Origin of the sequence: Mangrovicoccus ximenensis, assembly GCF_003056725.1 — a bacterium.
Taxonomy (GTDB): Bacteria; Pseudomonadota; Alphaproteobacteria; order Rhodobacterales; family Rhodobacteraceae; genus Mangrovicoccus; species Mangrovicoccus ximenensis.
The window spans coordinates 295471-308125 of record NZ_QBKZ01000014.1; the positions used below are offsets into that span (position 1 = coordinate 295471).

Sequence of the window (12655 nt, forward strand, 5' to 3'; positions counted from 1 at the left end):
TCAGAAGCCGAGCGGGCCGCGCGCGAGCGACAGGCCGAGCACGAGATGGAAGATCACGTAGATGCCGACCGAGGTGCCGATGCCGGTGGCAAGCGACATCAGGATCGTGTTGCCCAGCCGCCAGGACAGGTAGGCGGCGGCAATCGCGGTGGCGAAGACGAAGCCGAGCTCGGGCAGGAAATGCGCGTAGAGCAGCATGACCACGGTGGCGGCCAGAAGCTCGGCCAGGCGCGGCAGGCCGGGCCAGTGCGGTTCGGCATCGGGCTTCAGCGCGATCACNGGCCGAGCTGNAGGCCGAGGATGGCGGCGATGATGAGCGGGAAGGCCTTCGGGCCGACGGCATCGGAGAGGAAGCTTTCCTCGATCTGCAGCGCAGCGAAGGCGAAGCCGATGGCCAGAAGGACGCCGAACACGCCGAAGATGCGATCACTCATGGGAGATCTCCTGTGCGACGGTTGGATGGAAAGCGGGGGACGGCCGGGATGAAGCCGTCCCCCGGGGGATCAAGCAAGCCAGGAGGGAGGGCGCTTACTTGATGATGCCGATTTCGCGGGAGATCGACTGGATCTGGGCCACGCTGTCGGCGACGAAGGTCTCGAAATCAGCTCCCTGCAGGTCGAGGGGCGCCAGGCCGTTGGCAGCCATGATGTCCTTCCATTCCTGCGAGGCATAGAGATCGCCGATCATCTTCACCCAGCCGTCATAGGCCGCGTCGGACATGCCTTCGGGCGCATAGAAGCCGCGCCAGTTGGCGCCGATCGCGTCCACGCCCTGCTCCTTGGCGGTCGGGAAATCGGCGAATTCGCCGTCCAGCCGTTCGGGCGCCAGCACGGCGATCACGCGGATGTCGCCGGAGTCGACGAAGCCCTTGGCTTCGCTCAGGTCGCCTGTGAAGGCCTGGACAGACCCGGCGAGCAGCTGGGTCACCGCCTCGCCGCCGCCGTCGAAGGCCACGTATTTCACCTGGCGCACGTCTTCCACGCCATGGGCGTTGGCGGCGATCAGAACCTTCAGATGGTCCCAGCCGCCCACGGCCGAACCGCCGGCCACGGAGACCGAGCGCGGGTCTTCCTTGATCATGTCCAGCAGCTCGGGCAGCGTTTGCACCTCGCTGTCGGCCGCCACGGCGATCACGCCGTAATCGGCGCCGATCGAGGCGAGCCAGCGCACCTGGTCGATGGTGTTGCCCGGATAGGCGCCCTGCGCCAGCCGGGTCGCGGTGGCCGAGGAGGCTGCCACGATCAGGTCGTTGTCGTCGCTGCGCTTGTTGACGACCTCGGCGAAGGCGACGCCGCCGCCGCCGCCGGCGAGGTTGACCACCTGCATGGTTTTCGAGATCAGCCCGAGATCCTGCAGCTCCTTGCCGACCTGGCGGCAGGTGAAGTCCCAGCCGCCGCCGGGGTTGGCGGGCGCGATGCATTCGGGGTTCTCGGGCGNCGAAATCATCCGCGATGGCGGGCAGGGCCGCGACGGTGCCGATCAGCAGGGCGGTCGCCGACAGGCGCAGTTTTTCGAGAGTCATGGTGTCCTCCTCCGAACTCTTTGTCCCGGGAGCGGGTCCTCGGCCCGCGCCGGTCCCGGCTGCCGCGCTTTGCATTTGCGACGCTCCGGGGTATGCGGTGACTAGGGCATGAACCTGTCGTGAACCTGTCACGTGTGAAAAACNCTGTTCAGCATTGGAAGGGAAGGCGGGCCGNCGATGCGCGTTCTGATGGTCGAGGATGCCGCCGATCTGGCCGAGGCGGTAGCTCGCAGCCAGCCTCGGCCAGCGCCTCGGCGCAGCCCTTGCCCAGACCTTTCGACGAGGCGCAGACGAGGGCACGCTTGCCTGAAATTCCAAGTTCCACCGGAAACTCCTAAACATTGGGTCAGCCGCCATCATTGCGCGCGCCGTCCGGGCTTACAAGCCATGCATCGGCCCGGCCGGACCGGAAGCCTCCCTGCCCTCTTCTTCCGCGCGCCCGGCAGAGGGCAGCCACTGTCCGGGCGGTCTCCGCAGGAGCCAGCCCGTCTGCGGGCGCAACGGAAACAAGGTCCGCCGCAAGGCACTGGCCAGCCTTGCGGGCAAAGCCGGAACAGGCTGCCGTCGCTGCCGGGCCCTTGCCCGGCCTGCCGGCCACGGGGGATGCCCTTCCCGCAAGTGCCGCCCGTTTTTCCCTGGCAGAAACCGTGCAGGCCCCCGCCATCAGGCCGATCCCTCGAGCGCGGAACGGAGGCAGCCAACAGCTTTGCAGGGGCGTGCCCGGCAACCCCGGCGGACAGCCGAATTGCCTCCACCTTCCCGAACGGATCTCGGCCGGAAGCGGCGCTAGCCCGGCCAGTCCGATGATGGAGGGCAGCCGTCCTCGCATGCTCCGGCGCGGCAGCGGCGACAGCGCGCGCAGGTAATGGCGGAGCCGCAGCGCAGACAGGCGGGAGCGCCTTGTCCTGACGCTCCCCCGGTCGACCGCTTGGCAGGAAGATCCGCGGAAAGCTTCGGACGGGTGGCGGTGCTGGCTGTCTTCATGGCGGCTCCCGTTGCGCCCCGGAGGCCGACCCGAAGGGACGCGCTCGCAGCGCGTCCTGCGCCTCCGGGCATCCTTGGCCTTGCCGCATTGCCGTCCTCCCGATCCACAGCCGGACCGGACGCGCTTGCCCGACGATGCGGACCCTTCCCCGTCAGTGCCTGCACGTATCTCCCGGAGCAGGGTTCGAGAGCGGGACGCCATCCTGCGGGCGACTTGACCCGAAGCCATCCCGGGATGGCTTCGAGTTTCGCGCCGGTCGCCAAGCCCGAACGGGACAGCCTGGCCTTGTGGCGCCGCCGGAACGGCCCGCAAGGATGGGGAGGCTGGGCGCCCGGACTCTGCGGCGGCGGATTGCGCGCGGCGCAACGGTCCCGCACCGATGCCGAATGCGGCCAACGGCGCGGATCGCCGGGCGGCTCTTGCGCCGGGTGGTGGATTTCGCGCTGGTCGAAGGCGACGGGCGGATCACCCGCGACCTCGCCGACGGCGCGCTGACCCGGCTCGGGGTCGACAACCTCGGGCTCGACACGGCGGACCGCCGCTACCTGCTGCTCCTGGCCGAGGCCTATGGAGGCGGACCTGTGGGGATCGACACGATCGCCGCGGCGCTGAGCGAAAGCCGCGACGCGCTGGAAGAGGTGATCGAGCCCTTCCTGCTGCAGCAGGGCATGATCCAGCGCACCCCGCGCGGCCGGATGCTGGCCCGCGCCGCCTGGGACCATCTGGGCCTGATCGCGCCGCGCGGCGACAGCCAGGGCATGCTCGACATCTAGGACCCGGATCTCCGCCGGGCCTGCGGCGGCTTGCTGCTTCGGATCGCGGGGGCGGGACGGGACCGGTTGCGGCAGCCGCGCTGCGGGGGCGGATGGCAGCGGCCGTCCGGCCTGCAGACTGCCTGCTGCTCCCGGCTCGTTGCGGGCTCCGGGTCCATGGGCCTTCGGCTGCGCCGCATTCGGCGACCTGCCCGCGATGCGGCTGCGCACGGGCCGGGTTTCTCCGAAGGCAGGAGGCGCCGATTTCCCGGGGNAGGGTACGGTCGTCCTGTGGAGCCGGTGGACCGGAAACAGGTCTGATCCTGCATGGCGCCGACGTCCTTGATAGCGTTGTGCCGCGGCGAGGCCGGGCGGCCCGCGCCGTTGGCATCAGGCTCCGGAGCGGCCATGGGCCGACGCGGCAGCCGGAGCGGGCGGCATGCGCAGCCCGGCGCTCCGCCGCCGCCGCATGCTTTCCGCTAGGTCAGTACGGTGGTAGTCTGGAGCGGCAGCGATCATGGGAGGACAGGATCATGCAGTTTTCCGGCAAGGGGCATCCGTTGAGCGGTGACGGAATGGATGCGGTCTGCGAGATGCTGGGTACCGGCGAGCCCGAGATATGGGCGGTGCTGAAGGTCGAGACCCGCGGCTTCGGCTATCTTGCCGACCGGCGGCCGCTGATCCTGTTCGAACGCCACATCTTCCACCGGCTCACCGGCGGCAAGTTCAGCGCCGCGCATCCCGACATCTCCAACCGCAAGCCCGGCGGCTACAAGGGGCTGGCGGCGGAATATCCGCGGCTGGAGAAGGCCATGGAACTCGACCGCGAGGCCGCGCTGAAAAGCGCCTCCTGGGGGCTGGGGCAGATCATGGGCTTCAACCACGAGGTCGCGGGCTACGGCTCGGCGGAGGAGATGGTCGCGGCCTTCGTCGGCAGCGAGGATGCGCAGCTGGCCGGGGTCGGCAAGTTTATCTCGAAGAACGCGAAATGCCTCAACGGCATCAAGCGGCGCGACTGGGGCTCCTTCGCGGCCTGCTACAACGGGCCGGACTTCCGCAAGAACCACTACGACACGCGGCTGGCTGCGGCTTTCGCGACGTACAGGCAGATGCTGCCCGATATCGGCTTGCGGGCGGCGCAGGCTGCGCTGACATATGTCGGCATCGATCCGGGGCCGGTGGACGGGCTGCCGGGGCGCCGCACCACCGGGGCGCTGACCGATTTCCAGGAAAAGGCGGGGCTGCCCGAACATGGCATTCTTGACGAGGACACATGGGACAAGCTGAAGGCCGCGGCTTTCTGAGGCCGGGACGGCGGCTGCGGGCGGTGGCGGCGCTGGCGGCGATGGCTGCCTGCGCGGGCTGCGCGGCGCGGAGCCGCCGCGCCGAATTGCGGTGCGGCGCGAAGATCAGCGCCGTGTCGTGCAACGCCTCGAGCAGCCCGGCCACTGCATGGCGCAGGCGCGGCGTGCCGCCCGGCCCGCCATCGTCGAAGACATTGCGCCCGGCGCCGTCGAGCAGGCTGAAATGCATGTGCATCCCGTTCCCGGCATGCTCCATGTAGGGCTTGGCCATGAAGGTCGCGGCCATGCCGAGGCGGCGCGCGGCATTGCGGATGATCTGCTTGAGCAGCACCGCGTCATCAGCCATCCGCAGCGCATCGGCCGAATGCACGAGGTTGAACTCGTACTGGCCCGGGCCGCTTTCCGAGGTCACCGCTTCCAGCGCGATGCCGCAGGCCTCCGCACCTTCGTAGACCGCATCGAGGAAAGGCGCGGCCCGGCCCAGCTCGTCGAGGCTGTAGATCCGGTCCGCGGCCCCGGTATGCGCCGCAGGCAGCGGTTCGACCGGCTGCGGCGCCGCCTCGCTGCCGGAGCGGATCAGGTGGAATTCCAGCTCCAGCGCGACCACCGGCACCAGTCCGGCGGCGGCGAAACGGCCGAGCACCTCGGCCAGCACCCGGCGCGGATCGCCGAAGAAGGCGGAGCCGTCCTCGCGCCGCGTCGGCGGCGCGGATCGCGGCCGAGACATCGGCGGCGGTCAGGCCGAGCGCGGCGGTGGCGGCCGGATCGAGCTGGACCAGCACCTCTTCCTCGGGCAGGCCGAACAGCTCGACATCCTTTGTGCCGGGCACGGCGCGCATCAGGTCGGCCAGCTCTTCGGCATAGCGGCCCTGGACCGCCGGGGACACGCTCTCGCGGAGCGGCACCAGCGCGGCGATGGCGGCGAAGGCGCCATAGGTGTCGTCGAAGACCGGCGTGCCGGCATCGGCCGGGAAGCTCCGCGCAGCATCCTCCATCGCGTCGCGCACATCGGTCCAGACCGACTCGATGATGGCCGGATCGACGGTTTCGGCCAGTTCGATCTGCACCACCGACAGCCCGGTGGAGGAGGTCGAGGTCAGGATCTCGATCTCGGCGATCTCGCGCAGTTCGTCCTCCAGCTTGCGGGTGACCAGCGCCTCGACCCGCGCCGGATCGGCGCCCGGATAGGGCGTCGTGACCACGGCGTTGATATTGGTGATCGTCGGGTCCTCCTGCCGCCCGAGCGACAGCAGCGCCGAGAGGCCGGCGGAGATGATGACCAGCAGGATCAACGCGACCAGCCGGGGGTTGCGGAAGGTTGCCGTGTCCATGGCTCAGCTCTCCGGCAGGGTGACGGGCTGGCCGGGCGCGGCCCGGTGGGTGCCGTCGGACACGACCAGCGTGCCGTCCTCCAGCGCGCCGCGGACATAGGCGCGGGCGCCGTCGGCATGGATCACCTCGACCGCTTCGCGGGCAAGCCGCGGCGTGCCTCACCGCGGCATCCGCCCCGGCCCGGCGCAGCCAGGCCGCCAGCCAGCCGGAAACCCGGCCACGCGAATAGGGCCGGGCAACGCGGTCCCGGAGGCGGCGCAGCGACAGGTCCGCCATGCCCGGCGCGAGTCCCAGAAGGGTGCCCGGTGCAAAACCGGCCGGACAGCCAAGACGGAAGCGCTCCGTCCCGTCGGAAGCCAAGCCGAGATCCGCAGCCTCCTGCGCGCCGATCTTGAAAGGCGGCAGATGGACCGCGGCCTCCAGCACGACTGTCTCGTCCACCTTCACCCATTCCCCGCTCTCCTCCGGTCCGGCGACGCAATCGTCATCGCTGTCCCCGTCCTCGATGACGAGGCCCTCGCCCGCGCTGCCGAAAGCCGACAGCAGCCGGTCAACGCTCCGGCCGTAGATCAGCGACAGCGCGGCGGCCTGCAGGCCGGGGTCCCCGGGACTTCCCCGCGCCGCGCCGAGAAGGACCCGGGCCTCGTGACCGGTCAGGACATCGTGCTCGGCAGGCAGGGCCAGGCCCCGCGTTGCCGTCACCGCAGCTGCCGTCGCAGTCCAGACCCGGTCCTGCGCCAGGGCATCGAAGGACTTTCCCGGCCGGGTGACATGGCGCGTGTCGCGGGGCGCGTCCGCGGCCGCTGTCGCCCCGGGCGTCCCCAGCCCGTCCTCGGCTTCCGGCCCGAGGTCGTCTCCCCATTCGAAGACATCCTCCGGTCCTCCGGCCGATGTCCGCCGGAGCACGACTCTGCGCGGACCGCCTTCGAACCGGCGGTGGATTGCGGCGCGGTCATGGACCACGCCGTCGAACAGGGTGCAGAGCGCCCCGATCCAGCGGCGCGGCGATCCTGCCGGGCCTTCCGCCGAGGGCATGCCCTCCCTGGCCGCGACGAGCGTTTCGAGCACTGCAGGGAAGTCCCGTGCCGCGCCCGCGCCGATCCCGTCCAGGACCTCCGGCCTTTTCGTCCTCAGGCGGCGGTACCCGTCCGCAGCGGCAAAGATGCGGTTCTCTGCCGGGTCTCCCTCCAGCCGCTGCAGCATCGCGGCCAGCACCCAGGAGCCGAGACGGTCCGGCCCGGCCTCCGCGCCCCGGCCCGGGGCCCTGGCGGCCCGACGCGGGCGCAGGCGCCGGTGCCGCGGTTGAACCAGTAGGCGGTCAGCCCCTCGGTGCGGATCAGCTCGTAGCCGAGCGCCCGGATGCCGCCTTCGGCCTGGCCGGCCCGGGCGCCCTCGAAGGAGCTCAGGTCGCTCGGCGAGCCGGCGGCGGGCATGCCGCTTGCCGCGGAAGAAGAGCTGCCGGCGGTTTCGTTGCATCCGGCAAGGGCGGCGAGCGCGATCAGCGCGGCGGGGGCAATGGCAAGTTTCATGGCAAGGTCCTTTCTGGTCCGATGTCTTGGGCAATCGCGGGAAACGGTCAGTCGATGGCTACATGGAGCGTGTAGGAGGTGTTGGCGCTGCCTTCGTTGATCACCTCGACCACATGCTCGCCGCTCTGCCAGAGCTGGCCGCGGTAGCTCTGGGCGGCGGCCACCGGATCGAGCAGAAGCGAGCCGTCGGGATTGTAGATGCGGTAGACGATGCCGCTGCCCTGTGGCGAGACCGTGACATCGAGGAACTGGCCTTCGCGGGCACCGAGCACGAAGCGGGTGGAGCTGCCCGGGGTCAGCCCGTCATCGATCATGGCCGAGCTGGCGCCCGCGGCAAACCGGACCTGCTCGGTCGAGGTGGTGCCCTGCGGCGCCGCCCCGGCCACGGCGCCGCCGCCGTCATCGGCCATCGACTCGGGCGTCAGCTCGGCCCAGCTGCCGTCATTGGAGACGAGGCAGCGCCAGGTGGAATTGCCCCGGTCCTGCAGGTAGACGAAGGAATTGGCCTCCGAGAACTCGGTGCCGGTCACGGTGCCGCCCTGGGCATCGGGCAGGCCGGTGGCGCGCAATTCGTCGATGCAGCGGTCGATGGCGTCCTGGCTGACATCTGCGGCGGCAAGCGGGCCCGCCGCGCAGAGGGCGGCGAGGAAGAGTGCAGGGTGGCGCATGGCAGCGGTCTCCGTTCCGGCCGGGCCCGGCGCCCGGACTTGGCGTCGTCATCTTGCCCGCGACGCTAGCGCCTTGGATCGGATGACGGAATAGACATTCGGCATGCGTGGTCGATCGCCGCAGGAGGGCCGGCGGGCAAGCCTGCGCGCCCTGCCGGATCAGCCGCCGAGCGCCGCATAGGAGGGCGGGCGGGCGGTGCTGTGCCGGCCCCGCTTGACCAGCAGGCGGTCGGATTGCGGCCGGGCGATCACCTGGTCGAGGCTCCAGGCCTCGAACACCGTCAGGTCGGCATCGCGCCCCGGCCCGATCAGCCCGGCCCTGATCCCCATTGCCCTTGCCGGGACCGGTCCGGCCAGCGCGGGCGCGTCGCCATAGGGGTGGTCGAGATGCAGGATCCGGAGCGCCTGCCGCCAGGTGTCCAGCATGTCGTGGTCGCCATAGGCGTGGAAGGGATCGCGGCAATTGTCGCCGGCCACCGCCACGGGAACGCCCGCCGCGCGCAGCTCCGCCACCGGCATCACGCCGCGCCAGCGGGGGCTGCGGCCGGGCTGGCGGTCCTGCAGATACATGTTCACCGTCGGCAGCGTCACCATGTTGATCCCCGCTTCGGCAACCAGCGCGATGGTTTCCGCCATCTCCGCCTCGGGCAGCAGCGCCAGCGAGCAGCAATGGCCGCAGGTCACCCTTCCCTCGTAGCCGTGGCGGATCGCGGCGCGGGCGACATGGGGCAGGGCGCCGGCCGTCATCGCCTCGTCGACATGCAGGTCGATGCCGAGATCGCGCGCCTTCGCCAGCCCGAAGAGCCGGTCGAGCAGGTCGCCGATATCGTCGAGCCCGTCGCCATGCGCGCCGCCCGCCGCCCGGGTGACCCCGCCCATCATGGACATCCGGGCCGAGCTTTCCGGCCGCCAGTCGGAGCAGCGCGGCCGCACGGTGCGCGTCGCCTGCCGGGCGGAACTCGACTATCTCGAGGAGGACGGCCGCAGCGGCAGCGCGCACCGCGACGTCTCCGCCGATCTGCCCGTCGAGCGCGGCAGGGCAAAGGGCTGGGTGACGGTCCGCTTCGACCTGCCCTTCCTGCAGGGTCCGCTGCGCACCGCCGAGGTCCGCAGACTCGACTGCCGTCTCTGGTAGGGCCTGCCGCCGCCCGTCCCGCTTAGCGGTCACTGCGGCGACGCGTCCCTCTTCAAGCCCCTCCGCCCCACTTATAAGCGCGGGCGGAACCCATCCAAAGGACGGAGGTCGCCTTGACCATCAAAGTTTTCGGCCATCTGGCCCCCGATACCGACTCCACCGGCTCCCCGCTGATCTGGGCCTGGTACCTGTCCGAGGTGAAGGGCACCCCGGCAGAAGCCAAGCTGCTCGGCGAGCCGAACACCGAAGCCGCCTTCGTGCTGGAGAAATGGGGCTTCGAGAAGCCCGAGATCATCGCGGGCATCGCCGCGGGCGAGCCGGTCGTGATCGTCGACACCAACAACCCCGCCGAGCTGCCCGAGGGCATCAACGGCGCCGACATCCAGGCGATCATCGACCACCACAAGCTGGTCGGCGGCCTGGAAACCAAGGGGCCGATCGACATCACCATCCGCCCGCTGGCCTGCACCGCCACCATCATGCACGACCTGATGGGCGATGACGCGGCGAAGATGCCCGACAACATCAAGGGCGCGATGCTCAGCTGCATCCTGTCGGACACGATGGAATTCCGCAGCCCGACCACAACCGACGCCGACAAGGTGCTCGCCGAGAAGCTGGCCGCCGAGCTGAACATCGCCATCGCGACCTACGCCTCCGAGATGTTCGCGGCGAAATCCGACATCTCGGAATTCTCCGATGCCGAGCTGATCCGCATGGACTCGAAGAAATACGAGGTCGGCGGCACCAATTTCCGCGTCTCGGTGCTGGAAACCACCTCGCCGGAGATCCCGCTGAACCGCAAGGCATCGCTGATGGAGTCGATGAAGGCGGTCGCGGCCGAGGACGGCGTCGACGAGGTGCTGCTGTTCATCATCGACATCCTGAAGGAAGAGGCGACGCTGCTGGTGCCGAACGACACCGTCAAGACCGTCGCCGAGAAGAGCTTCGGCGCGGCAGTCGAGGGCGACACAGTGGTCCTGCCGGGCATCATGTCCCGCAAGAAGCAGATCATCCCGGCGCTGGCACTCTGAGCGGCAGCCGCGCGCAGGGCGCCGATGCCGCAAGGCCGAGGGACGGAGCATTCCGTCCCTCGGCCATTTCATCAAATTTCATGGCTTGGAAACCATATCAGGAAACGCTTCGCGGATAACCTTTCTGGGATGCGGCCATGAAAACCGGTACATTCACTGAAACTCTATATCTGAACAATCCCGACGTGCTGGCGGCCCGCATCGGGAACCAGACCTCGCGGCCTGCGGCACGGCACGCGGCATGACGTCGGTCGTCGCGTACACGCTGATCCGGGCCGGATATTTCCTCGGCAACGACATCGGCCCCCATAATTGGGAAAACAAAGACCTTCACAAGATCATGCTGCGGCGCAAGCTTTTCATTCCCGCGCCCGAAGGCATGGGATTGCGCCGCCGCACGGTCAACTTGGCCTGTTCGATGCCCGGAATGATGCGCCGCAAGCTGCTGGCCCGCGGGCTCGGCCGCTTCCTCGGCGACCGGAATGCGAGCCATGCGCGCCGGGGGTTCAAGATTCGCCATGCATCGGAATACACGGCCGAGCTTTGCGCCTTGTTGCGGAACCCGGTGCCGGTGATTTGCATCCGCAACCCGATCGCAACCTGCCAAAGCATCAGGAGACGCAATCCGGAATTTCCGGACCCCATGCGCCGCCTCGAAGCCACGATGATCGCCGTCGACGCAATGAGAAAGCTGCACGCCCTGAACCTCCCCTTCATCGCAGTGGAGATGGACGCAGTCCGGCGCAATCCAGATAAGTTCGTCGGCGAATCTTGCGATTTGCTCAAGCTCGAGGCGGACCGCGAGGACATTGTCCGGAAGATATCGCGCCCAGGATACAAGACGGTACCGGCCGGGATGGTCGCCTGAGCACCGGAAAGCCCGTTGCCGCCCGATTGCGCATGTCCTTCCCTGCCGATTTCGAATAGGCACTCGTCGGGAGAAACAACGCCGGGAAGCCAACATGAGCCAGATCATCCGCACCCTGTCCGAGGTCTCCGCAAGCTACGACGCCGTGCTCTGCGACCTCTGGGGATGCCTGCACAACGGCGTGGTCGCCTTTCCCGAGGCCGTCGCCGCATTGCAGGGCTACCGCGCGCAGGGCGGCAAGGTGCTGCTGCTGACCAACTCGCCGCGCCCGAAGAGCCAGGTCATCCTGCAACTCGACCAGCTCGGCGTGCCGCGCGATGCCTGGGACGAGATCGCCACCTCGGGCGATGCCGCGCAGGCCGCAATGACCGCGGGCCAGTTCGGCACCAAGGTCCACCATATCGGCCCCGAGCGCGACCTGCCCTTCTTCACCGACATGGAGGACGACATCCGTGCCGGGAAGGACATCCGGCGCGTGCCGCTGAAGGAGGCCGAGGGCATCGTCTGCACCGGGCTCGACAATGACGACACCGAGACGCCGGACGACTACCGCGCGCGGCTGCTCGCCGCCAAGCAGGACGACCTGCCGCTCCTTTGCGCCAATCCGGACGTGGTGGTCGACCGCGGCGAGAAGCGGATCTTCTGCGCCGGGGCCATCGCCGAACTCTACACCGAGATGGGCGGGCGCTCCTTCTACTTCGGCAAGCCGCATCCGCCGATCTACGACCTGGCGCGGCGGCGCCTGGCCGGGCTGGGCCGCATCTCCGACGACCGCGTTCTGGTGATCGGCGACGGCCCCGCCACCGACGTGCAGGGCGGCATCTCCGAGGATTACGACACGCTCTTCGTCACCGGCGGGCTCGCCGCGGAGCAGACCGGCACCCGGGCCGATCCCGATCCGGCGAAGCTGGAGAGCTATCTGGCCGAGACCGCGCTGAGCCCGACCTACTCCATTGGCCGGCTGCGCTGACGCGCCGGGTTGCGCGCCCCGGCGCGCTGCCCTAGCTCACCGGAGAAAGCAGTGGAGGACGAGAACGCCATGACCCCCGGCACCGTGTATCTGGAAGACCTCGAGATCGGCGACAGCCGCAGCCTGACCAAGCTCATCACCCCCGAACTGGTCGGGAAATTCGCGGATGTCAGCGAGGACCACAACCCGATCCATCTGGACGACGCGGCGGGCAAGGCCTCGATCTTCGGCCAGTGCATCGCCCATGGCATGCTGTCGGCCGTGCTGTTTTCCGGCCTGCTCGGCGAGCACCTCCCGGGCCACGGCACGATCTATACCGGCCAGACGCTGAAATTCCTCGCCCCGGTCAAGATCGGCGCCGAAGTCACCGCCAAGGTCACGGTCAAGGAGGTCAACCGCGAGAAGAAGCGCGCGGTGCTGACCTGCGAGGCCTTCGTCGGCGAGCAGAAAGTGATTGCCGGGGAGGCAACCGTCATTCCGCCGTCGCGTGGCTGACGCGTTCAGGTCACAACCGCGGCCCCGGACCGGCCGGAGCGGCCTGCCGCTTGAAACGGCC

General features: G+C 69.2%; 10 protein-coding genes and 6 pseudogenes. 7 read left to right on the forward strand and 9 right to left on the reverse strand.

Annotation, left to right across the window (positions count from 1 at the left end):
• The 3 pseudogenes from C7T91_RS15610 to C7T91_RS35890 form a co-directional block, all read right to left on the reverse strand.
• A pseudogene (locus tag C7T91_RS15610) lies at positions 1-434 on the reverse strand (tripartite tricarboxylate transporter TctB family protein).
• A 94-nt stretch (positions 435-528) separates the two neighbouring features.
• Positions 529-1522: pseudogene (locus C7T91_RS15615) on the reverse strand (Bug family tripartite tricarboxylate transporter substrate binding protein).
• Between the two features lie 223 nt (positions 1523-1745).
• Positions 1746-1847 (reverse strand): annotated as a pseudogene (locus C7T91_RS35890) (SDR family oxidoreductase); the annotation flags it as partial.
• A gap of 1043 nt (positions 1848-2890) precedes the next feature.
• Here C7T91_RS35890 and C7T91_RS15625 point away from each other — a divergent pair.
• Together C7T91_RS15625 and C7T91_RS32640 are read left to right on the forward strand one after the other, a co-directional pair.
• Positions 2891-3280: pseudogene (locus C7T91_RS15625) on the forward strand (Holliday junction DNA helicase RuvB C-terminal domain-containing protein); the annotation flags it as partial.
• 512 nt (positions 3281-3792) lie between these two features.
• Positions 3793-4563 carry an N-acetylmuramidase domain-containing protein gene (locus tag C7T91_RS32640; RefSeq protein WP_236638264.1) on the forward strand — a complete coding sequence of 257 codons (771 nt, stop codon included), beginning with the start codon at positions 3793-3795 and terminating at the stop codon, positions 4561-4563.
• Positions 4564-4609: 46 nt separating this feature from the next.
• Here the strand turns inward: C7T91_RS32640 and C7T91_RS39550 are convergent.
• The 6 genes and pseudogenes from C7T91_RS39550 to C7T91_RS15655 all read right to left on the reverse strand — a co-directional run.
• Positions 4610-5290 (reverse strand): annotated as a pseudogene (locus C7T91_RS39550) (glutamine synthetase); the annotation flags it as partial.
• A 22-nt stretch (positions 5291-5312) separates the two neighbouring features.
• Positions 5313-5894 (reverse strand): annotated as a pseudogene (locus C7T91_RS39555) (efflux RND transporter permease subunit); the annotation flags it as partial.
• Positions 5895-5897: 3 nt separating this feature from the next.
• Positions 5898-6020 carry a hypothetical protein gene (locus C7T91_RS37910; protein WP_269101666.1) on the reverse strand — a complete coding sequence of 41 codons (123 nt, stop codon included), beginning with the start codon at positions 6018-6020 and terminating at the stop codon, positions 5898-5900.
• A gap of 1005 nt (positions 6021-7025) precedes the next feature.
• Positions 7026-7424, reverse strand: coding sequence for a hypothetical protein (locus C7T91_RS35895; RefSeq protein ID WP_236638266.1), 399 nt, complete (start codon positions 7422-7424; stop codon positions 7026-7028).
• A 47-nt stretch (positions 7425-7471) separates the two neighbouring features.
• Complete coding sequence (locus C7T91_RS15650) at positions 7472-8092, reverse strand: hypothetical protein (protein WP_108260040.1); 621 nt, start codon at positions 8090-8092, stop codon at positions 7472-7474.
• Positions 8093-8251: 159 nt separating this feature from the next.
• On the reverse strand, positions 8252-8971 hold the full coding sequence (locus C7T91_RS15655; protein WP_201742118.1) for an amidohydrolase family protein: 720 nt from the start codon (positions 8969-8971) through the stop codon (positions 8252-8254).
• Between the two features lies 1 nt (position 8972).
• Between C7T91_RS15655 and C7T91_RS15660 the strand changes: the two genes are divergently transcribed.
• The 5 genes from C7T91_RS15660 (at position 8973) to C7T91_RS15680 (ending at position 12594) form a co-directional block, all read left to right on the forward strand.
• Positions 8973-9227, forward strand: a complete 255-nt coding sequence (locus tag C7T91_RS15660; RefSeq protein ID WP_108260042.1) for a hypothetical protein — start codon at positions 8973-8975, stop codon at positions 9225-9227.
• Positions 9228-9340: 113 nt separating this feature from the next.
• A complete protein-coding gene (locus tag C7T91_RS15665) occupies positions 9341-10261 on the forward strand; it encodes a manganese-dependent inorganic pyrophosphatase (RefSeq protein WP_108260043.1) in 921 nt (306 codons plus the stop codon).
• A gap of 241 nt (positions 10262-10502) precedes the next feature.
• Entirely contained in the window at positions 10503-11129 is a 627-nt protein-coding gene (locus C7T91_RS15670; protein ID WP_108260044.1) for a hypothetical protein, read from the forward strand.
• Between the two features lie 94 nt (positions 11130-11223).
• A complete protein-coding gene (locus C7T91_RS15675) occupies positions 11224-12099 on the forward strand; it encodes a TIGR01459 family HAD-type hydrolase (RefSeq protein WP_108260045.1) in 876 nt (291 codons plus the stop codon).
• A gap of 51 nt (positions 12100-12150) precedes the next feature.
• Positions 12151-12594, forward strand: coding sequence for a MaoC family dehydratase (locus tag C7T91_RS15680; protein WP_236638267.1), 444 nt, complete (start codon positions 12151-12153; stop codon positions 12592-12594).
• The last annotated feature ends 61 nt before the right edge of the window (positions 12595-12655 follow it).